Origin of the sequence: Hyphomonas sp. (assembly GCF_022844445.1) — a bacterium.
Taxonomy (GTDB): Bacteria; Pseudomonadota; Alphaproteobacteria; order Caulobacterales; family Hyphomonadaceae; genus Hyphomonas.
In genome coordinates this window covers 79580-99280 of sequence record NZ_JALHLS010000014.1, presented here as the reverse complement: position 1 = coordinate 99280, position 19701 = coordinate 79580, and the positions used below count along the sequence as shown (strand labels likewise).

The 19701-nt window shown below is 63.6% G+C and carries 20 protein-coding genes and 2 tRNA genes; 7 read left to right on the top strand and 15 right to left on the bottom strand.

Annotation, left to right across the window (positions count from 1 at the left end; translation table 11 throughout):
* Positions 1–548: substrate-binding domain-containing protein (locus Q0C17_RS14785; protein ID WP_291207905.1), on the top strand; the 548-nt coding region annotated here is incomplete at its 5' end.
* On the opposite strand, the gene Q0C17_RS14780 is transcribed toward Q0C17_RS14785, so the two are convergent.
* The 9 genes from Q0C17_RS14780 to glyA all read right to left on the bottom strand — a co-directional run bounded on the left by Q0C17_RS14780 (position 545) and on the right by glyA (position 8232).
* Complete coding sequence (locus Q0C17_RS14780; protein WP_291207909.1) at positions 545–2161, bottom strand: alpha-glucosidase; 1617 nt, start codon at positions 2159–2161, stop codon at positions 545–547. The genes Q0C17_RS14785 and Q0C17_RS14780 overlap by 4 nt on opposite strands.
* Positions 2162–2264: 103 nt before the next feature.
* Positions 2265–2340, bottom strand: a tRNA-Trp gene (locus tag Q0C17_RS14775).
* 788 nt (positions 2341–3128) lie between these two features.
* Positions 3129–3596, bottom strand: a complete 468-nt coding sequence (gene nusB, locus Q0C17_RS14770; protein ID WP_291207903.1) for a transcription antitermination factor NusB — start codon at positions 3594–3596, stop codon at positions 3129–3131.
* Positions 3593–4021, bottom strand: coding sequence for a 6,7-dimethyl-8-ribityllumazine synthase (gene ribH, locus Q0C17_RS14765; RefSeq protein WP_291207901.1), 429 nt, complete (start codon positions 4019–4021; stop codon positions 3593–3595). The genes nusB and ribH overlap by 4 nt, the downstream gene beginning before the upstream one ends.
* Positions 4021–5148: a 3,4-dihydroxy-2-butanone-4-phosphate synthase gene (ribB, locus tag Q0C17_RS14760; protein ID WP_291207899.1), complete on the bottom strand. Its 1128-nt coding sequence runs from the start codon at positions 5146–5148 to the stop codon at positions 4021–4023. The genes ribH and ribB overlap by 1 nt, the downstream gene beginning before the upstream one ends.
* Positions 5149–5154: 6 nt before the next feature.
* Positions 5155–5775: a riboflavin synthase gene (locus tag Q0C17_RS14755; RefSeq protein ID WP_291207897.1), complete on the bottom strand. Its 621-nt coding sequence runs from the start codon at positions 5773–5775 to the stop codon at positions 5155–5157.
* 19 nt (positions 5776–5794) lie between these two features.
* A complete protein-coding gene (locus tag Q0C17_RS14750; protein WP_291207895.1) occupies positions 5795–6448 on the bottom strand; it encodes a RibD family protein in 654 nt (217 codons plus the stop codon).
* Positions 6445–6918: a transcriptional regulator NrdR gene (gene nrdR, locus Q0C17_RS14745; protein WP_291207894.1), complete on the bottom strand. Its 474-nt coding sequence runs from the start codon at positions 6916–6918 to the stop codon at positions 6445–6447. Before nrdR ends, Q0C17_RS14750 begins: the two co-directional genes overlap by 4 nt.
* A gap of 6 nt (positions 6919–6924) precedes the next feature.
* The gene (gene glyA / locus Q0C17_RS14740) at positions 6925–8232 is read right to left on the bottom strand and encodes a serine hydroxymethyltransferase (protein WP_291207892.1); all 1308 of its coding nucleotides are present in this window, start codon (positions 8230–8232) and stop codon (positions 6925–6927) included.
* Positions 8233–8448: 216 nt separating this feature from the next.
* Between glyA and Q0C17_RS14735 the strand changes: the two genes are divergently transcribed.
* Positions 8449–8847 (top strand): MucR family transcriptional regulator, encoded by a 399-nt coding sequence (locus Q0C17_RS14735; protein WP_291207889.1) that lies wholly within the window; start codon positions 8449–8451, stop codon positions 8845–8847.
* Positions 8848–8865: 18 nt separating this feature from the next.
* On the opposite strand, the gene hemA is transcribed toward Q0C17_RS14735, so the two are convergent.
* Positions 8866–10083, bottom strand: coding sequence for a 5-aminolevulinate synthase (gene hemA, locus Q0C17_RS14730; protein ID WP_291207887.1), 1218 nt, complete (start codon positions 10081–10083; stop codon positions 8866–8868).
* Between the two features lie 103 nt (positions 10084–10186).
* Entirely contained in the window at positions 10187–10978 is a 792-nt protein-coding gene (locus Q0C17_RS14725) for a class II aldolase/adducin family protein (protein WP_291207885.1), read from the bottom strand.
* 146 nt (positions 10979–11124) lie between these two features.
* Here Q0C17_RS14725 and Q0C17_RS14720 point away from each other — a divergent pair, with 146 nt between their 5' ends.
* Both Q0C17_RS14720 and Q0C17_RS14715 read left to right on the top strand, forming a co-directional pair.
* Complete coding sequence (locus tag Q0C17_RS14720; RefSeq protein WP_366914834.1) at positions 11125–11892, top strand: NAD kinase; 768 nt, start codon at positions 11125–11127, stop codon at positions 11890–11892.
* Positions 11893–11971: 79 nt separating this feature from the next.
* Positions 11972–12514, top strand: a complete 543-nt coding sequence (locus Q0C17_RS14715) for an Hpt domain-containing protein (protein WP_291207881.1) — start codon at positions 11972–11974, stop codon at positions 12512–12514.
* On the opposite strand, the gene Q0C17_RS14710 is transcribed toward Q0C17_RS14715, so the two are convergent.
* Entirely contained in the window at positions 12515–13321 is an 807-nt protein-coding gene (locus Q0C17_RS14710) for an NUDIX hydrolase (protein ID WP_291207879.1), read from the bottom strand.
* A 115-nt stretch (positions 13322–13436) separates the two neighbouring features.
* Between Q0C17_RS14710 and Q0C17_RS14705 the strand changes: the two genes are divergently transcribed.
* The gene (locus Q0C17_RS14705) at positions 13437–14120 is read left to right on the top strand and encodes a hypothetical protein (protein WP_291207877.1); all 684 of its coding nucleotides are present in this window, start codon (positions 13437–13439) and stop codon (positions 14118–14120) included.
* A gap of 3 nt (positions 14121–14123) precedes the next feature.
* Here the strand turns inward: Q0C17_RS14705 and Q0C17_RS14700 are convergent, their stop codons facing one another.
* Together Q0C17_RS14700 and tig are read right to left on the bottom strand one after the other, a co-directional pair.
* The gene (locus Q0C17_RS14700; protein ID WP_291207875.1) at positions 14124–15284 is read right to left on the bottom strand and encodes a DUF2336 domain-containing protein; all 1161 of its coding nucleotides are present in this window, start codon (positions 15282–15284) and stop codon (positions 14124–14126) included.
* Between the two features lie 154 nt (positions 15285–15438).
* The gene (gene tig, locus Q0C17_RS14695; protein WP_366914833.1) at positions 15439–16776 is read right to left on the bottom strand and encodes a trigger factor; all 1338 of its coding nucleotides are present in this window, start codon (positions 16774–16776) and stop codon (positions 15439–15441) included.
* Between the two features lie 218 nt (positions 16777–16994).
* Here tig and Q0C17_RS14690 point away from each other — a divergent pair.
* Together Q0C17_RS14690 and Q0C17_RS14685 are read left to right on the top strand one after the other, a co-directional pair.
* Positions 16995–17079 (top strand) — tRNA-Leu (locus tag Q0C17_RS14690).
* 123 nt (positions 17080–17202) lie between these two features.
* Entirely contained in the window at positions 17203–18243 is a 1041-nt protein-coding gene (locus Q0C17_RS14685; protein ID WP_291207871.1) for a hypothetical protein, read from the top strand.
* A 6-nt stretch (positions 18244–18249) separates the two neighbouring features.
* Here the strand turns inward: Q0C17_RS14685 and Q0C17_RS14680 are convergent, their stop codons facing one another.
* Entirely contained in the window at positions 18250–19698 is a 1449-nt protein-coding gene (locus Q0C17_RS14680; protein ID WP_291207869.1) for an NAD(P)H-hydrate dehydratase, read from the bottom strand.
* Positions 19699–19701: the final 3 nt, after the last annotated feature.

Here is a 19701-nt window from a genome sequence, read left to right as displayed (position 1 = left end):
CGCTCTTCCGATCTTACTGCTCGATCGGTTCCGACAATCTGCGCGGCGGCGCGCGGGCGACGGCGCACCTCCTGAACCTCGGGCGGCGCCGCATTGCGTTTCTGGGCGACACCTCTGCACCGGAAGTCCACCACCGGTATGAAGGCTACGTCGATGCGCACCGGCGAGCGGGCCTCTCGATCGACCCGGCGCTGGTCGTGCCGGCGCAGTTCGACGTGGGCTATTCCGAGGCGGCCGCCGACGGACTGTTTGGATCCGGGTTAGCCTTCGACGGCATCTTCGCCGCGAGCGACCTGATTGCCCTCGGCGCCTATCGTAGCCTTCAGAAGGCCGGTCGCCAGGTACCGCAGGATGTAGCAGTCGTCGGCTATGACGACATCAAGCTCGCCCCCTATGCCCAGCCGGCGCTGACCACGATCTCGCAGGACATGACGCGCGCGGGGCGGCTGATCGTGTCAAAATTACTCGCCGCGAGCCAGGGCGCTGTGCCGCGCTCCGAGCGCTTGCCGACGGACCTGATCGTGCGCGAATCCTGCGGGATGGCCTAGGCGGCTTCCCGCCCGATCCAGACCGCGAGCGGGGCCAGCACTTTGGGCGGCGCGTTCCCTGCCCCGGACCCGATGAGGACACTCGCCCTGGCGACAAGCGCCTCCGGCACGGCAACGTCGTCCATACCGAGATTGAACAGGCAGATCACCGTCTCTCCGGCTTCCTCGCGGCGGAACGCCAGAAGCGGCTCCGCCCCCTCCGGGAAGGTCACGCTGCCGAGCCGCAGCGCCGGCGAAGCGAGCCGGATGGAAAGCATTCGACGTGTAAATTCCAATACTGAGAGGGGATCGCCCTCCTGCTCGGCGGCCGCCAGCTCGGTATGGCCCTGCCCGATGGGTAGCCAGGGCTTTGCTTCGGAGAAGCCGGCATAAGCGTTGTCTTTCGACCAGGGCATAGGCGTGCGCGCGCCGTCCCGGCCGAGGGTTCGCGGCCAGTTGGCGATGGCTTCCGGGTCCTGCAAATCCTCGAACCCGACGTCGGCCTGCGGCAAGCCGAGCTCCTCGCCTTGATAGAGGATAGGATTGCCACGCAGGCAGAGCAGCAGCGCGTTTGTCAGCTTGGCGAACTTCAGCCTGTCGCCGCCCGACGGGCACCAGCGGCTGACGCAGCGCGGCGCGTCATGGTTCGAGAAAGCCCAGGATGGCCAGCCTTCGCTGAACGGGCCCGCCCAGTTCAACTGAGAGGCTTTCACCCGGCGGGCCGAGAGTTTCTTCGCATAAAGGAAGTCGAAGCTGTAGGCGGAGCTCAGGCGCTTCTCCCCCGCCGTGAAAGCCGTCATTTCCGGCAGCGGATCGGGGCCCGGAACCTCGGCGACAGTGAAGACCGCGCCATAGCCATCCGCAAGAGTTCGGATGCGCTCCATGAAGATCGGAATGTCCGGGTGCGACTGGTTGTAGATGTGGTGCTGAAGGTCGAAGGGCCGGGTGATGACGCGGCCTTCCGCCGGCCAAGGCGGATTGTCTCGGAAGTCGGGATCGAACATGGCGAAGTTGATCGCGTCAAGCCGAAAGCCGTCGACGCCCTTGTCGAGCCAGAACTTTGCTGCCGCCAGCAACGCTTCCTGAACGTCAGGGTTGTGGACGTTCAGTTGCGGCTGAGTGGAGAGAAAGTTGTGCATGAAATACTGCTGGCGGCGCGCGTCCCAGGTCCAGGCCGGACCGCCGAACACGGACTGCCAGTTGTTCGGCGGTGTCCCGTCGGGCTTTGGATTGCGCCAGACATACCAGTCCGCATACGGACCCTCGCGGGCGGCGCGGCTCGCAGCAAACCAGGCATGCGCGTCGGAAGTGTGGGCGTAAACCTGGTCAATGATGACCTTCAGGCCGAGGCGATGCGCTTCGGCCAGCAGCGCGTCAAAATCGCCCAGCGTGCCGAAGATCGGATCGACGTCGCAATAGTCCGATACATCATAGCCGAAATCGCTCATCGGCGATTTGAAGAAGGGCGAGATCCAGATCGCCTCGACGCCAAGCCGCGCGATGTAGGGCAGCTTCAGCGTGATGCCGGGCAGGTCGCCTATCCCGTCTCTGTTGGTGTCAAGATACGAGCGTGGATAGATCTGGTAAACGACGGCGCCCCGCCACCAAGGATGGCCTGCAGGGTTCGGTTTCAGATTTGCCAGGGGACAATCTCCTGCGGGCCGGGGTCTGCCATTCTGTAGGCACCGGACGGGCGGCGGCACAAGGGCGGAGACTTGTTTTCGGGAAATCTGGACCTGGCAGGGGCAGAGGGACTCGAACCCACGACCTGCGGTTTTGGAGACCGCCACTCTACCAACTGAGCTATACCCCTTCAGGTCTGAGCGGGGTTTGCCTCATCTCCCGCCTGGCTGCAAGACCGGGCCTGAAAAGACTTGCAGCGGGCTGCCCTTTTGACCGGATACGGGAGGCGCCCGGCCGGTTTGTTGTGGGCCTTGTTTAAACAGCCCCTCATCATCCACCGCGATTGGTGGCGGTCCGCTCCCTGCCCCCCCCGGGAACTCGCGGTGCGATTTCCGGTCCCCGCAAACCCACTATGCAGGAGCGGAAGGTCCCATTGAGCCGCGATGGAAGGGGAAGTCTTTAGGTTAGCTGGAATCCAGGGGTAAGTGCAGAGCCTCCTCCGCCCGCCTTGCGGACGCTTCCCCCGCTCCAGAGGGGAGGATGGGGACGCATGGTGCCTTTTGGGTTGCGGGCATGTCGCTCGCATTGGCCGGATCGTCCCCGCTTCTGCACTCCGGCACATATACTCTGTAGACGGAGGGATCCGCCGGCCTGCTTCCCCCTCGAACGAGGCAAATGCCGCGCCCTCTATTGGACGGTGACGCGGCGGCTCTCGAAACTGCGCGCCATCCTCAAGCGTAGGACGCTGCCGAACTTTCAGTAGATGGCCGGCCACAGGAAGGATGTAGCCGCTAGACCAGGCACCTGAAAATGAGGAGAGAGAGGGCCGCTTGGAAGATCGGCTTGCGGAGGGCTCACACCGTCCGGAGGCGTGCGGCGTAGGTCTTCGGGAACATTCTTCCATCCGGTTGGTGCGCCTACGGATTTTGCATCGGGAGAAGACGGATTGTGGCGCATGAGCCCCACCAGGCCCTGCCCTCAGGCGCGCAGGTCGCGGCCGATGTTCTGAAGGAGGGCGTTAGCGAACTTGGCGTCGGACTCCTCGAAGAAATCGTGTGCGAGAGAGACGTACTCGTCGAGGATAACGGCGTCGGACAGTTCGGGGTGAGCGATAAACTCAGCGCCGCCGGCGCGCAGAAGGGCGCGCATGGTGGCATCTAGGCGGGTTAGCTTCCAGCCCTCGGCGAGGCGCGCGAGGATGGCGTTGTCGATCTTCGCCTGGTTCTCGACGACGGCGTTGACGACGGATTTGAAGAGGTCCGGATCGGCATCTTCAATCGGGGTGCCGTCCGGGCCGAGGCCGAGGCGGTCTTCCATGAAGTCCCGGATAGTGGCGCGGGCCGACTTGTCGGTCTGCTCCATTTCGTAAAGCGCCTGAACGGCGGCCAGGCGCGCACCGGCCCGGCGCGCGCGTGTAACGTCAAAGGGCAATTTTGGGTTGCTCACCGGATCAGTTCTTTGCGGAACTTGATCATAGAGAGGCAGGCATTTGCCGCCTCGGCGCCCTTGTTCTTGCGCTTGCGGTCCGCCCGGGCAAGCGCCTGGGCTTCGTTTTCGACCGTCAGAATGCCGTAGCCAATGGCCTGGCGGCGTTGGACAATAAGGTCCATCAGCCCGCGGGCGCTCTCGCCGCAGACGTAATCATAGTGCGAGGTTTCCCCCCGGATGACGCAGCCGAGAGCTACCGCGCCATCGAAGCGGCCCGAATCGGCGGCCATGGCGATGAGGCCCGGGATTTCAAAAGCGCCGGGCACTTCCATGACGGTAACCTTCACACCGGCGGCTTCGAGCACTTCCAGCGCGCCCGCTTCCAGCTCGTCGCTGATATGTTTGTAATAGCGCGAAATCGCGACAAGGACGCGGTCGGCCATTAAGTGTTCTCCTCGTTCAGGCGGCGCCAGCCCTCTATCGTCAGGCCGTATCCGTCAAGACCCGCAAGGCGGGTCGGCTGCGTATCAGAAAGGTAAAACATGCGGCGAACACCAAGTTCGCGCAGGATCTGCGCCCCGATGCCGTATTCGCGCAGCGGTGCGGTCGGGTCGCGGGGGGTAGCAGACTTGAGCCCAAGGCGCTCGGCAAGGGCGTTGGGGTGCGCCATGTTGACGAACACGATGACGCCGGGCTCCGGCGCCTTGGCGATCAGCTGCATGGCCTTGCGCACGAGGCCCTCGCGGGGGCCCTTCTCGCCAAGGATATCAGCGAGCACGTCGGTGCGGTGGACGCGGACGATGGTCGTCGAGTCCGGGCGAATGTCGCCGTGCACGATCGCGATATGTTCGGAGCCGTCTAGCGTGTTGCGGAAACAGACAGTGCGGAAGCCCTCGCCATAGGCGGAGTTCAGCGGGGCCTCGACGCGGCGCTCGAGGAAGCGGTCGTTCTGCCGGCGCCAGGCGATCAGGTCCGCGATGGTCCCGATCTTCAGGTTGTGCAGCTGGGCGAAGGCGACGAGTTCCGGCAGGCGAGCCATCGTGCCATCATCATTCATTATCTCGCAGATAACACCGGCCGGGAACAGGCCGGCCATGCGTGAGATGTCGACGGCGGCTTCTGTGTGGCCGGCGCGGACGAGCGTCCCACCTTCCTTGGCGATCAGCGGGAAGACGTGACCGGGAGTGACGATATCGGCATCGTCCTTGGTCGGATCAATTGCCACTGCAATAGTACGGGCGCGATCATGGGCGGAGATACCAGTAGTGACACCCTCCTTCGCCTCTATGGAGACGGTGAAGGCGGTCTGCATGCTTTCGCGGTTATTTCGCGTCATCATGTCGAGGCGCAGCGTATGGGCGCGTTCCTGCGTCATCGAAAGACAAATGAGGCCGCGGCCATGCTTGGCCATGAAGTTCACCGCCTCGGGCGTGGCAAAGGTCGCGGGGATCACGAGGTCGCCCTCGTTCTCGCGGTCCTCGGCATCAACGAGGATGAACATTCGGCCGTTGCGGGCATCCTCGATGATTTCCTCGATGGACGAGATGGCGGCGTGGAATTCGTTGCTCATGGCGGATTACTTTCCTTCCGGCGCGTCGGCGCCGATCATGCGCGCGACATAGCGTGCAAGCATATCGATTTCGAGATTCACCCTATCGCCGGCCTTCAGTGCACTGAGGGTCGTGACTTCCCAGGTATGCGGGATGATGGCGACCTGAAAGTCACCGTTCGGCAAAGCGGCTGCGACGGTGAGGGAAACGCCGTCGATGGCGGCGGAGCCCTTGGTGGCGAAATAGCGGGCGATGACGGCAGGCGGGCGGATGGTGACGCGGAAAGACTGGCCTTCCGGCTCGACCGAGATGACCTCCCCGACGCCGTCCACGTGGCCGAAGACGAAGTGGCCGCCGAGTTCGTCGCCAAGCCGGAGGCTCTTCTCAAGATTGACCCGGCTGCCTTCGGCCCAGCCGCCGAGAACGGTTTTCGACAAGGTTTCGGGGACGGCCTCGACCGCAAACCAGGCGCCGCGGTCTGCGGGGCCCATGTCCACGACGGTGAGGCAGACCCCTGAGTGCATGACCGAGGCGCCAAGCGCGATGTCCGCGAGCGGATAGCCGCTTACGACCTCGAAACGGGTCAGCCCGTTGCGGTGCTCCGCCCGGCGGATGGTGCCGACATCAGTGACAAGACCTGTAAACATTGGAGTTTCCTGCCGGCGCCTATTGCTCAAATCGAACATAAGTATCGAGAACGTCGTCTCCAATCCGTTCCGTCGCGACAGGGCGCCAGCGGGTCGCAGACTTGAGATCTGTGAGACCGAGTTCGGCCACGGCCGAGAGGCCCTCTCCGCCGATCAGGATGGGCGCGCGGAACCAGGCGAGTTCATGCACAGCGCCGGCTCGCACGAAGCTGGCCGCGAGGTGGCTGCCGCCTTCGAGGAGGATCGTGCGGATACCCTCGGCGTGTGCGCGGCGGAGGAAGTCGGGCACGCTCACACGAATGCCGTTGCCGCAGCGCCAGATGGCGGCGCCGGCGGCGGCGTGCGCGGGCGCCTCGCTACCGGCGGTGACGATGACGACCGGACCGACACTGAGAGAAGTCATCAGCTTGGAGGTCAGCGGCGTGCGGCCAGACGAATCCGCGACAATGCGGACGGGCTGGCGGACGGGCAGCGGGATTGTGCGGGCGGTGAGCAGCGGATCGTCGGCAAGGACCGTACCGGAGCCAACCATGATGGCGTCATGCGCAGCGCGCAGGTCGTGGGACCGGGCTCGCGAGGCGCTGGAGGTAATCCACTGGCTGGTGCCATCTGCGAGCGCGATGCGGCCGTCGAGCGAGGTGGCAAGTTTCAGGGTGACGCGGACGCCGGTCATTCTCCGGGCGCGTCTTCTTCATCGAGCGCAGCCTTCTCGATGAACTGGGCGAAGTCGCTGGGATCTTTAAAGTCGCGGTACACTGAGGCGTAGCGAACGTAGCCGACGGGGTCGACGCGCTTCAGCGCTTCCATAACGAGTTCGCCGACCTGCGAGGACGGGATTTCGGTCTCGCCGCCGCTTTCGAGTTTGCGTACGATGCCGGAGACCATCTGGTCGATGCGCTCACGGTCTACCGGGCGCTTGCGCAGGGCAACCATGATGGAACGCTGCACCTTCTCGCGGTCGAACAGGGCACGTTTGCCATCGCGCTTGACGACCATGATCTCGCGCAGCTGCACGCGCTCGAACGTGGTGAAGCGGGCGCCGCAGTTCTCACAGACCCGGCGGCGACGGACAGCGGTATCATCTTCAGCCGCGCGGCTGTCCTTTACAGATGTATTGTCCGAGCTGCAGAACGGGCACCGCAAGACGTATCAGGCCCCCAGACCGTCATAGATCGGGAAGCGGGCCGTCAGCGCCTTGACTTCACCGCGCACGCGCTCCTCGACGGCGCCATTGTCCTGCGTGGAGAGCGCATCGACGATCTCGCCAATCCATTTGCCGATCTGCGTGAACTCGGCCTCGCCGAAGCCGCGGGTTGTGCCAGCAGGCGAGCCGACGCGGACGCCGGAGGTGACCGTGGGCGGGGCGGGATCGAACGGAATGCCGTTCTTGTTGCAGGTAATGAAGGCGCGCTCGAGGGCGGCTTCAGCGTCCTTGCCGGTAACGCCCTTCGGGCGCAGGTCGATCAGAGCAACGTGGGTGTCGGTGCCGCCAGAGACGACATCGAGTCCGGCCTCCTTGCAGGCTTTCGCCATGGCGCGGGCATTGGCCACGACCTGCGCGGCATACGCGCGGAACTCGGGCGTCAGGGCTTCGCCGAACGCAACGGCCTTGGCGGCGATGACGTGCATCAGCGGGCCACCCTGGATGCCTGGGAAGATGGCCGAGTTGATCTTCTTGGCGAGGGCTTCGTCATTGGTCAGAATCATGCCGCCGCGGGGGCCGCGCAGGGTCTTGTGCGTGGTTGTTGTAGCGATGTGGCAATGGTCGAGCGGGTTCGGGTGGACGCCGCCTGCGACGAGGCCGGCGAAGTGGGCCATGTCGACGAGGAACAACGCGCCGACCTCATCCGCGATCGCACGAAAGCGGCGGAAATCGATCTGGCGCGGATAGGCCGAGCCGCCGGCGATGATCAACTGCGGACGGTGGGCGCGGGCGAGGCGCGCAACTTCTTCGAAGTCGATCAGGTGATCGTCCGGGCGCACGCCATACTGGATCGCGTTGAACCATTTGCCGGACTGGTTCGGCTTGGCGCTGTGCGTCAGGTGGCCGCCCGCCGCGAGGCTCATGCCGAGGATGGTGTCGCCGGGCTTCAGGACGGCCTGGAAGACGCCCTGGTTTGCCTGGCTGCCTGAGTTGGGCTGGACGTTGGCAAAGCCGCAATTGAAGAGTTTTTTCGCGCGCTCGATTGCGAGTTCTTCCGCAATGTCCACGAATTCACATCCGCCATAATAGCGCTTGCCCGGATAGCCTTCGGCATACTTGTTTGTGAGAATGGAGCCCTGAGCCTCAAGCACGGCGCGGGAAACAATGTTCTCCGAAGCAATCAGTTCGATCTGATGCTGTTGGCGGGTCGCTTCCTTGCCGATGGCGGCTGCAATTTCCGGGTCGCGGTCGGCCAGAGAGGCCGTGAAAAACCCGCCATTGAGGGTCTGAGGGATGTGCGCCGAGTCTGCCATGAAGTGCTCCGGGTCCGAGTCCCCGGCTGTTTACGCGCCTGAGCCCCGCGGGGCAACAGGCGCTTAACTGATGTTCAAACTGATGTGGTAACTGGCAAAACTCAAATATATTGGCGGCCTTCAGGGTTAGATACTTTACGTGCGCCACCGATTACACTTAAACATTTCGATCTTCGGATCCTGCATTTCAGAATACAGGGCCGGAAGGGGCGGGACATGAAAGAACTAGAAGAATCCGAGTTGCTCGAGATGACCGTGGAAATCGTGTCCTCTTATGTAGCCAACAACTCGCTTCAGGCGGGCGCTCTACCTGACCTGATCAAGACTGTGCACGCGACGATCATCAGCCTCACTCAACAGACCGAAGCACCAAAAGAAAAACTGGAACCGGCGATCGCAGTCGCGAAGTCGGTGACCCCGGAATACATTGTCTGCCTGGAAGATGGCCGGAAGCTGAAGATGCTGAAACGCTATCTTCGAACCCGTTATGACACCACGCCGGAAGAATATCGCGCGAAGTGGGGACTTCCCGCCGACTATCCGATGGTAGCGCCGAACTACGCCAAACTGCGTTCGCGACACGCGAAGCAGATCGGCCTCGGAAAAAAGCGGTAAAGGCCGCGGAGCCCCGTCTCACGCGGCCTGATCGAGCCCCAGCTGCTTCCAGACCGCGAGCAAGGCGGCGACCAACTCGTCCATCATGATCTCGTCGTGCACCGGGCTGGGCGTAAACCGCAGACGCTCGGTGCCGCGCGGCACGGTCGGATAGTTGATCGGCTGGACATAGATACCGAAGTCGAACAGCAGCGTGTCGGACAGTGCCTTGCAACGCTCAGGATCGCCGACAAGCAACGGCACAATGTGCGAGGGAGAGTCCATGACGGGCAGGCCCTCGTCCAGGAATTTCTGTTTCAGCTGCGCAGCCTTCTGTTGATGGATCGCGCGCAGGCGGCGGCCTTCGTCAGTGCGCAGCTTGCGGATGCTGGCGAGCGCACCGGCGGCCATCACCGGGCAAGTCGAAGTACTGAAGATGAAGCCGGAGGCCATTGAGCGGATCGCGTCCACGACGCTGCCATGGCTGGCGATGTAGCCGCCCATGACGCCGTAACCCTTCGCGAGCGTGCCTTCGATAATGTCGATGCGGTCTCCGAGGCCGAGCATCTCGGCAACGCCAGCGCCCTGCTCACCGTACAGGCCGACGGCGTGGACTTCATCAAGATAGGTCAATGCGTCGAACTCTTCGGCGAGGTCGCAGATTTCCTGCATGCGGCCGAAATCGCCGTCCATCGAATAGACGCTTTCGAAGGCGATCAGTTTCGGACGGGCCGGATCATCGAGTTCGAGCAGCGCGCGCAGGTGTTCCACGTCATTGTGGCGGAACACGCGGTACTCGGCGCCGGAGCGGCGGATGCCCTCGATCATTGAGGCGTGGTTCAGCGCGTCGGAATAGATGATCAGGTTCGGCAGGATCTTGCCGAGGGTGGACAGGGTCGCGTCATTGGAGACGTAGCCTGACGTGAACAGCAGCGAAGCTTCTTTGCCGTGAAGATCGGCGAGTTCGCGCTCAAGCTCAACGTGGTAGCGAGTGGTGCCGGAGATGTTGCGGGTGCCGCCGGAACCGGCGCCGAAGTTATCGATAGCCTCGTGCATTGAGGCGATGACTTCATCGTCCTGGCCCATGGCCAGATAGTCGTTGGAGCACCAGATGGTGACTTCGCGCTCGCCATCTTCCATGCGGGCCGTCGCCTTTGGGAAGCGGCCGCGATGGCGCTGGAGATCAATGAAAACCCGGTAACGGCCCTCGCCGCGAATATTGTTGAGGGCGTCTTCGAACGATTTGAGATGCTTCATTTGCCGCACGCTGACTTTCACTGGTGAGGGTGCTCCGCAAGGAGCCGCCGGGCCTGCTTCTGGTTTAGGCCCGGCGTTTATTTAGGCTTATCCGCAGAAATACCTATGCGGCATAACCGGGCAGCTGGCGGTCCAGCTTGCGCAGGAGAGCCGGCCAGACGAGGCGGTCCGTCAGGGTCGACATGCCCGAGCTGTGCTTGGTGAGGCCGCCCTGCCCTGCCACCTTGTCCTGCAGCTCTTCGCCGCACTCCAGAACGCCGTCGCGGCCGGCCGTGAGGGCCATGACCTGCATCTTGCAGGCTCGCTCCAGGAAGAACATGCGGGTGAAGGTCAGCGCCGCACTTTCGCCGCAGGTCAGCGTGCCGTGGTTGCGCAGCAGCATGGAGTGCTTGGTGGGGCCGAGGTCGCGCACGAGGCGCTCGCGCTCGTCAAGGTCCAACGCCACGCCTTCATAGTCATGGTAGGCAATGTCTTCGCGAACGATCATGGCGGTCTGGCTGATCGGCAGAAGGCCTTCCTTTTGCGAGGAGACGGCGACGCCCTGATCGGTGTGCAGGTGCATCACGACCGTGGCGTCTTCGCGGGCAGCGTGGATGGCCGAGTGGATGGTGAAGCCGGCCGGATTGATCATCGCGTCGGTTTCCTGAACGATGTTGCCGTCCAGATCGACTTTCACGAGCGAAGAGGCGGTGATTTCCTCGAAGAACCAGCCGTAGGGGTTGATCAGGAAGTGGTGTTCCGGGCCCGGGATCCGGTGGGAGATGTGGGTGAAGATCATGTCGTCCCAGCCGTACAGCGCCGTCAGGCGGTACAGCGCGGCGAGATCGACGCGGGCTTTCCACTCCGCTTCGCTTACGGCGCTGCGGACATCGATATTGGGGTTACCGTCGGCCATCTTGATGTTTCTCCCTGTCTATTGAGGTGAGTTTAGCCGAACTCGGCGCGAGGCGCCAGATGAAGGTGACGGACGTGTCAGGTTCGGTTTGCCCGCTTGGGGCGCGTCGCCTTGACGCCATGCTCAAAGCATTTGCACATGCCGGCATGGCTAACCTGAAACTTGCATTTTTCGCCTCAAAGCGCCCCGAAGCGCAGCAGGCCCTGCCCCTGCTGGCGGCGCGATACGGCAATGTGCCGGAGGAGGACGCCGACGTGGTGGTCGCCCTCGGCGGCGACGGGGCCATGCTGGACACGCTGCGTCGGCGGTTTACCGACAATCGGCCGGTCTACGGCATGAACCTTGGCACGATCGGCTTTCTGATGAACGAATACCAGGCCGAGGGGCTGCCCGAGCGGATCGATGCGGCGGAGCGGGCAAGCCTGACCCCGCTACGGATGTTCGCGGTGGACATCCACGGGGCCGAACACCGGGCGCTGGCGATCAACGAAGTGTCGCTGCTGCGCCAGACGGCGCAGTCGGCGAGACTGAAGATCACCGTGGATGGCCGGGTGCGGATGGACGAGCTTGTTTGCGACGGCATCATGGTGGCAACGCCCGCCGGCTCGACCGCTTATAACCTCTCCGCTCACGGGCCGATCCTGCCGATTGGGGCAAACATGCTGGCGATGACCCCGGTCAGCGCCTTCCGGCCACGCCGCTGGCGGGGAGCGCTGCTGCGCCATGATGCGCGAGTGGAGCTTGAAGTGCAGGCGCCGGACCGGCGGCCGGTTTCCGCGTCTGCCGACAACCAGGAAGTGCGCGACATCGTTCGCGTCACGGTGGAAGCAGATCACACCCGCAGGTTAACGCTGCTGTTCGATCCGGGCCATGCCCTGGACGAGCGCATCCTGACCGAGCAGTTTGCTTTCTAAGGGTTTCCGTCAGCTCTGCGTCAGCTAAACGTTAAGGCTTGGCAGTTAACCTTCAGGCCTCAAATACAAGGCCTGATGCATGCTCGCGAAACTCTTCTCCAAGGCAAAGCTCCCCGTTTCCGCCTCGCGCCGGACCAGCCAGGAGCTGCCTACGCCCGACATTTCGCGGGTAATAAAGACCGCCGCTCCGGTCTATCCGGCCGCCCTGACCGAGGACGAGACCGAATCGCTGGCCGTCGAGGCCGAACGGGCGGTCGACAACCTGTCCGAACAGTTCGAGATCTGGATGCGCCGCGACCTCGAATCGCTGCGGGCCACCTGGGGCGAGGCGCAGAAGGCTGAGGCGACCGCCGAGGACTATCGCCGCGTCTACACGGCCGCGCACAACATCACCGGCGCGGCGCCATCTTACGGCTTTCCGGCGGTGGCGCGGCTATCAAGGTCTCTCTGCCTGCTGCTGTCGCAGACGCGGCCCGGTGAGAATGCGCCGCTGATCAACCTGCATGTTGAAGCCTGCCGGGCCGCAATTGCGGCCGGCCCAGAAGGCGACGCGAGCCACTCGGTTGCGGACGCCGTGTGTGATGCACTGGAGCGGCGGGTGGCTGCGCGGCTGAGCGCCTGATCAGACGTTGACGCGGGACAGCAGTTCCATAGTCTGGCCGTAACCGGCCTCTTCCGGAATGTAGAGACACGGTTCGCCGTCCGGAGACTTGCCGGTTTTCGGCAGCACACTGACGACTGGCTCCGATCCGAACATTGAGACAGCCTGCTGTACTGAAGTTGCCCGCATGAGCTTCTTGAGGTTCATCCGTGTCGGGAAGATAATGGTGGCCTTGCCGTCCAGTTCCTGCGCCAGCGCTTCATCGGCAGAGAGCCAGACCGCATCGGTCGTCTCGCGTCCATCATGGGCGGCAATCTGCCAGAGCGGCGCAGGGGCTAGGTAGAAATGCGTGTCGAACCGCTTCGGCATCATTACCGGCGTGATCCAGTGGCCGAAATGGACGAGGCTATCGAGCGCGAGGACGAGGTCGTGCTCTTTCATCAGACCGAGGAAGGACATCTCGCCCCGGTCGACTGCACCGCGGTGCGGGCTCAGCAGCTCCGCAATGTCTGCGCCGACCAGCGGCGCCCCGGGACCGCGCACGGCGCGGCGGCGGGCAATCAGCAGTCCGGATTCCTCGTAAGCTTCGCGGATAGCGGCGATGCGGGCGTCCTGCTGGACCGGTCCGAAATCACCGTCTGTCCAATCGTCCCAGTCGGCGCTGGCATCGGCGGCGGCGGCCTTGCCACCCGGAAACACTAGCGCGCCAGCCGCAAAATCGATCTCGTAGTGGCGTTTGACCATCAGCACTTCCGGCTTCGGCGCGGCATCGCGTAGCAACAGGATGGTCGCGGACAAACGGGGTTCGGCGGGGGCGGCTTCAGACATGGTGGCCAAAATCCTTAAAATTTCCGGGAAAACTAACCCGCGAGCTGCGCGTGATGTTCAACTCCAGCCGTTAGGGAAGGCAAGAGCCAGTCATGTGGCATAACAAGGATTCCGGATGCGCCCCTTCCCTCGCCCCAACACGAACCTCGTGCGCAGCTCCAATGCGCCGAATGTGCGGTTCAAACCAGTGATGCACCTGCTGGCCGGCGATTCCCTGGGCCTGGTGGCCGATGAGCCGATGGAGTTCGAGGAACGCGTGTCTTTCGGCGCAGCGGCCAATGACAATGACGCGCTGAATGCCGCCAAATGGATGGCCGGGCGCCTTGAGCGCGTGGCGAGCGCCGTCTGCGCGCAGGAATTGCCGCACCGGCCTATCCTGGTGGCCGCCCCGATGGCCGGTCTTTCCGATCCGAACACCGCCGCCGCCTGCGACGCCGCCGTGCGCCGGACGGTTCTGTGTCAGCAGGAATTCTGCCTGATGTTCTCGGATGCCGCGTTTGCCGGCCACCCGGCGGACAGCACCGCCCGCATCACCCGCTTGCGCCGCGCGGGCTTCCGCGTCGGCATCGACATGCGCCATTCCTGGCAGACGCCACTCAGCGAAAGTTTCCGCATCCTGATCGATACGATCCGGGTGGACGCCGATGCGATGGAAGCCTCGTACGAGCTCTGCGATGTGGTGATGGCGGCCAGGTCCGCCGGCATCCTGATCGTCGCCGACCATGCCAGTTGGCGTGACGGGGAGTTCCTGAGCCTGCTTGGCGTGGCCGGCGGGATTGCACCCACAGCCGACGCCTGAGGCTTAGGCCGCGTCGGTATCCTCGTTCGCCTCTTCGCGGGCAGCCATCTCGGAGTAATAGTCCAGCTTGTCGAGCAGGTAGTCGAGGTCGTCCTTCGGGATAGCCTGGAACTGCGTGAGCACCCGTTCGATCATCCGTGCACGGAACCGGGCGCGGTCGTTCGCCCCTCCGTCATGCTGGGTTTCGTGGAAGACGTTCACCGCCGCCTTGAAGGCGGGCAGCATTTTCCGCGGCAGGCCGGCACGGTCGAACACGGCCTGAAGGCCAAGCGGTCCGGCATCGTGGATCATCAGCCAGACACGCTGGTGGGCGACGCCGGAGAGTTCCGCCAGTGCGTGCTCGACGAAACGCATCTGCCCACAACAGAGTGCACGCATGATCAATGAGTTGGAGAGGCGGCCGTTCAGGTTCAATTGCGAGACGAAGCGCGGCAGATCATTGGTCCGGCCCGCCTGCTCCACCAGGTCGATGGTCGCGCGCTCACGGGCGCTGGCGGCGAGGTCGATGGCAAGCTGCGCAGGAAGTTCGTGACGGTTGACAAGAATGTCGAAGAGCTGGCCCGAGACCAGCGAGACCATCTTCTCGGCTATGTGCGTCGGGATGAAGTCGCGCTTTATCAGGCCGGCTTGGACAGTCTCGTCGCGGCCGAAACGGCGCAGCGTGTCGTCATACGCCTTGTCGGTCCATTCAGCGCCACGGTTGGCGGAGAGTGCCCGGACGGCCTCCACGCCGCCATGTTCGGAGATCACTTCGGTGATGGTGATCGACAGCGCCTCGCGGCTCGCAATCGCGGCCTGCTTGGCGGCCGTGACAGAGAGGACGAGTTCGACAAGATCTTCATCAGTGAATACGGGCGAGTCCTGCAGGACCGGAATGGCGACAGCCTCGATGTCGTGCGCGAGGCGCAGCGCCACTTCGCGCGGCAGAATGGGTGAGGAGCGCAGCGTGACGGCCAGCGTGCGGCGTACGAGATCTGCGGCGTCCTCGGCGAGGATGGTGATGATCTCTTCGGCGAACCCCTTTTCCGTATCTGTCAGGACGTCCAGCGCGATGCGCCGGCACAAGCGGTGGGCAACCGAGGCGCGCTGCTCCGGCGTCTCGCCCCGCATCAGGCGGAGGATGTCGTCTTCAGTGAGCTGGGGCCGGATACTCTGGACCGTCATGGGCGGGGTAATCCTCAGATTCGGATGATCTGCCCGAACCTGCGCGACGCTGGTTAATATCGGTTTACCAAGCCACCTGCCCTGCCATGGAACCAAAAGAAAAACCGGCTGGATCGCGCCAGCCGGTTTCAAAAAATTGCTGGAACGGCAACGCTTAAGCGTCGTCTTCCTTGAAGAGGTCTTCGCGGGAAACCTGGGTTTCCTCAACCGTGGCGACCGACAGGATGTGGTCGACGACCTTGTCCTCGTAGATCGGCGCCCGCAGCTGGGCCATCGCGTTCGGGTTCTTCTGGAAGAACTGCACCACTTCGCGCTCCTGGCCCGGGTACTGGCGGGCTTCACGGATGAGTGCCTGGTTCACTTCCTGCTCGGTGATACGGACGTCCGAAATGCGGCCCATCTCAGCAAGCACCAGGCCGAGGCGTACGCGGCGCTCGGCGATCTTGCGGTATTCCGCTTTCAGCTCGTCTTCCGGCTTCTTCTTCTCTTCATCCTGGACGCGGCCGGCATCCATCTCGCGCTGAAGCTGTTGCCAGATCTGCTCGAACTCCATGTTCACCATGCCCGGCGGCAGATCGAAGCTGTGGGCTTCGTCCAGCTTGTCCAGCAGGTCGCGCTTGGCTTTCGAACGCGAAGCATTGGCGTGCTCAGCAGTCAGCTGGTCCTTCACGAGGCCGCGCAGCTGCTCGAGGCTTTCGAGGCCGAGGCCCTTTGCGAATTCTTCGTCGATCTCCGGTGTTTTCGGCGCACGGACTTCGTGTACCTTGACTTCGAACACTGCGGCCTTGCCGGCGAGGTTGGCTGCCTGGTAGTCTTCCGGGAAAGAAACGTTCAGTTCTTTCTCTTCGCCGGTTTTCACGCCGACGAGCTGCTCTTCGAAGCCAGGAATGAAGCGGTTGGAGCCAAGGACGACCGACTGCTGCTCAGCTGCGCCGCCTTCAAACGGGACGCCGTCGATCTTGCCGACGAAGTCGATCACGACGGCGTCGCCGTCTTTCGCTTTCGCGGTCTTGGCGCGGGGTTCGTACTGGATGTTCTGGTCGGCGATGCGCTTCAGCGACTCGTCGATCTGCTCGTCGGTCACGTCAGCGACCGGACGGGTGACCTTGAGGGACGCGGCCTCGACAGGAGTGAACTCCGGCATAATGTCGATGTTCATCTCATAGGCGAGGTCAGCCTCACCCTTGACGACTTTCTCGATGTCGCCGTCCATCTTCACAGCCGGCTGGCCGGCGGGACGCAGGGCGTTGTCCTCGAGGGCCTTCTGGTTGGTCTCGTTGACCAGCTTGTCGATCATCTCGCCCATCAGGTCGCGGCCATACATCTTGCGGACGTGTGCGGCCGGAACCTTACCCGGACGGAAGCCCTTGAGCTTCATCTGCGGGCGAATTTCCTCGATCCGCTGGGCCAGTTTGGCCTGGAGTTCGCTGGCGGTAACCTTCACCTCAAAGGTGCGGCTGAGACCTTCTGCCTTGGTCTGAGTGACTTCCATGTCCTCGTCTTTCGTCAATGAATGCATGGCCGGGGGAGCCGCGAGGGGGCCCCGGACACACTGAATCCTGCCTGAAGCGGCGGCTTATGTCATATGGGGAAGGCCCTGTCCACGGCGCGTGGCGGGCGAGTGCAGCGGGGTTTCCACGCCCTGCCAGGCGCCCTGCAGCAGCGAACGATTGCCCCCGGCAAAGGCCTCGCGTAAGAGGCCCCCCACGTGCGGATGTGGCGGAATTGGTAGACGCACTGGATTTAGGTTCCAGCGCCGCAAGGTGTGGAGGTTCGAGTCCTCTCATCCGCACCACGAAGGGCAGAGGCCGTCGATAGCGCCGCCCTCTGCGGCGATTACTGATGCCTCCACGTCAGTCTTGCACGGCCGCAGGCGCGTGGCATGCTTTTCTCGGCTTTCAAGTTCGGGAGAAGCGCCATGGCCGCAGCAGCAGAAGGTTTCCAGGTTCGCCTCCTGCCGGAGGATGAGTTCACGCACGATCCCGGTACCGCCGAGAACTACAACGAGAGCATGTACTTCAACGTGTTCGACGCGGGCAAACGCGCCGGGGCGTGGTTCCGGATCGGCAACCGGCCAAATCAGAACTACGCTGAGATGTCGATGTGCGTCTACTTTCCGGATGGCCGGGTCGGCTTCATGTTTGCGCGCCCCGCGATAACCGGGAATGCGGAAATGAATGCAGGTGGCCTGAAAGTCGAAGTTGTAACGCCCTTCAAGGAGCTGCGGGTCACGTACACGGGCGAACTGCTCGTGCTGAAGGAACCGCTGCAAATGGCTGATCCGAAGATCGCGTTCCGGAACAATCCGCGCGTGCCGTGCCGGATGGAGATGACCTATACGGGCCTCTCACCGATGTATGGCGGTGAAATGCTGAAGGCAGACGGCTCGTCGATCGAGATCGATCCTGAGAAGTCGTTCGCCAAGGCCCACTACGAGCAGCACTGCGCGGCGAAAGGCTTCATCGAGTGCGGTGGCGAGCGGCTCGACATTGATGGCCATGGCCTGCGCGATAAGTCCTGGGGGCCTCGCCATTGGCAGGCTATCGAATGGTATCGCTGGTGCCCAATGAACTTTGGTCCCGATTTCGGGATGATGTTTAACGTGATGAGCGACGGCAAGGGCGGCGCCCGGCCGAGCGGCATGGTCTACCGCGACGGCGTGTATGACGACATTACCGCCTGCGACCTGACGAGCAATTGGGACAAGAACGAGTACCAGACGGACCTCGTTGCCAGGATCCGCACCAAGGCAGGCAAGACGTACGAGGTAACCGGGCGCGTCGTCGCCCTCATACCGCTGCGCAATCGGCGCACCACGCCGGACGGCCAGGAACTGACGACGCGTATCACTGAAGCGATGACCGAGTATCGCTGCGACGGAAAAGTCGGCTACGGCATGAGCGAGTATCTAGACCAGATCATCGACGGCCGCCCGATGGGACGGATGGCGGGTCACTGACACCGGTCAGCGTTCGGCGAGTTCGCCATGCAGCGCGCTGAGAATGTCTGGCAGTTGCTGTTCCAGATCTTCAGCGATCAGCCCTGCCCCGACGCGGCGACCGGCTTCGCCATGAATCCAGGCGGCCATGGCGGCGGCGAGGAAGCTGTCGACACCTTGCGTCATGAAACCCGCGATGAGGCCCGCGAGTACGTCGCCTGACCCTGCGGTGGCCAGCCAGCGGGTGGCGTGCGTGTTGACAACGATGTGGCCGCTCGGCGCAGCGATGATGGTATCCGCGCCCTTCACGATGACGAGGCAACCGGCTTTTGCGGCGGCCTGACGGGCTGCTTCGATCTTGTTAGGGGCGCTGGTTAGCAGGTCACCAAAGAGACGCTCGAACTCGCCCGTGTGCGGCGTCACCACATCCGACTCGCGCAGCATCGCGAACAGCGCCGCAGGATCGTCCGCAAACACGGTCAATGCGTCAGCATCCAGCACCGCACGAGCGGGGGATTTAAGCACGGCGGCGACGTTCTGGCGGGTCTGCGGCGTGACGCCGGCCGCCGGGCCGATGACGACGACGCTGGCCTTCTTCGCCTGCGCAGAAAGCTCCTCTGCTCCGTCCACGGAGGACAGCATGATGGCCGTCAGATGCATGGAGTTGGTGAGCATCGCAGACGGCGGCGACAGCAGCGTGACGAGCCCGGCCCCGGCGCGCAGGCCGGCCCGGGCGGCAAGGCGGGCGGCGCCGGTGGAGCTCATCGGCCCACTGACGACTTTCAGATGGCCGCGGCGATGCTTGTAGTCCCCCTGCCCGGGCTGCGGCAGATTGGCCGCCCACAGCGCCGGGCTGTTTTCCATCGCGCGCGTCTGCACAGGAATTCCAATATCGGCCACCATGACACCGCCGCAGTAAGCCGCGCCGGGTAGCAGCACGTGCGCGGGACGCAGCGCGGCAAAGGTGATCGTGCCTTCGGCGCGAAAACAGGGACCAAGCGGTTTGGCGGTGAAGCCATCGATCCCTGACGGCACATCCACTGACACCACGCGCGCAGGACGCTCGGCGAGGGCTGCCGCCGCGCCTTCCAGCGGACGCGACAGGCCGCCGCCGAAGAGCGCGTCGAGCACAAGTTCATGCGGCGCGGTGAGCGCCTGTTCGAGCGTCCCGACCTCGCCGCCCCAAAGCGCTGCAGCTTTCGCCGCGTCGCCCTTGAGCTCCGCGACCGGCACTGCACAGAAGACTTCAACCTTGCGCCAGAGTTTCGCGAGCGCAGCCGCCGCGACGAAACCGTCACCACCATTGCCGCCGGGGCCGCAAAGAACCTGTATCTGGCCTTCCGGCCAATGCGCGTGCACGAACTCCGCCACCGCCTCGCCGGCGCGTTGCATGACGGTGAAACTGTCGACGCCGGCGGCGAAGATCGCCTGCTCAGCGAGGCGCATTTCCTGCGGCGTTAGAATAGGTCTGCCCATGGG

Excerpts from the sequence above, each read along its gene's own strand:
- tig (WP_366914833.1), bottom strand. The coding sequence starts at position 16,776 with ATGGAAGTCACTCAGACCAAGGCAGAAGGTCTCAGCCGCACCTTTGAG.
- Q0C17_RS14705 (WP_291207877.1), top strand. The coding sequence starts at position 13,437 with ATGCGCCCCTTCCCTCGCCCCAACACGAACCTCGTGCGCAGCTCCAAT.
- Q0C17_RS14720 (WP_366914834.1), top strand. The coding sequence starts at position 11,125 with ATGGCTAACCTGAAACTTGCATTTTTCGCCTCAAAGCGCCCCGAAGCG.
- Q0C17_RS14710 (WP_291207879.1), bottom strand. The coding sequence starts at position 13,321 with ATGTCTGAAGCCGCCCCCGCCGAACCCCGTTTGTCCGCGACCATCCTG.
- ribH (WP_291207901.1), bottom strand. The coding sequence starts at position 4,021 with ATGGCCGACCGCGTCCTTGTCGCGATTTCGCGCTATTACAAACATATC.
- glyA (WP_291207892.1), bottom strand. The coding sequence starts at position 8,232 with ATGGCAGACTCGGCGCACATCCCTCAGACCCTCAATGGCGGGTTTTTC.
- Q0C17_RS14750 (WP_291207895.1), bottom strand. The coding sequence starts at position 6,448 with ATGACCGGCGTCCGCGTCACCCTGAAACTTGCCACCTCGCTCGACGGC.
- Q0C17_RS14725 (WP_291207885.1), bottom strand. The coding sequence starts at position 10,978 with ATGGCCGACGGTAACCCCAATATCGATGTCCGCAGCGCCGTAAGCGAA.
- Q0C17_RS14680 (WP_291207869.1), bottom strand. The coding sequence starts at position 19,698 with ATGGGCAGACCTATTCTAACGCCGCAGGAAATGCGCCTCGCTGAGCAG.
- hemA (WP_291207887.1), bottom strand. The coding sequence starts at position 10,083 with ATGAAGCATCTCAAATCGTTCGAAGACGCCCTCAACAATATTCGCGGC.
- Q0C17_RS14715 (WP_291207881.1), top strand. The coding sequence starts at position 11,972 with ATGCTCGCGAAACTCTTCTCCAAGGCAAAGCTCCCCGTTTCCGCCTCG.
- Q0C17_RS14700 (WP_291207875.1), bottom strand. The coding sequence starts at position 15,284 with ATGACGGTCCAGAGTATCCGGCCCCAGCTCACTGAAGACGACATCCTC.
- Q0C17_RS14755 (WP_291207897.1), bottom strand. The coding sequence starts at position 5,775 with ATGTTTACAGGTCTTGTCACTGATGTCGGCACCATCCGCCGGGCGGAG.
- ribB (WP_291207899.1), bottom strand. The coding sequence starts at position 5,148 with ATGAGCAACGAATTCCACGCCGCCATCTCGTCCATCGAGGAAATCATC.
- Q0C17_RS14735 (WP_291207889.1), top strand. The coding sequence starts at position 8,449 with ATGAAAGAACTAGAAGAATCCGAGTTGCTCGAGATGACCGTGGAAATC.
- Q0C17_RS14685 (WP_291207871.1), top strand. The coding sequence starts at position 17,203 with ATGGCCGCAGCAGCAGAAGGTTTCCAGGTTCGCCTCCTGCCGGAGGAT.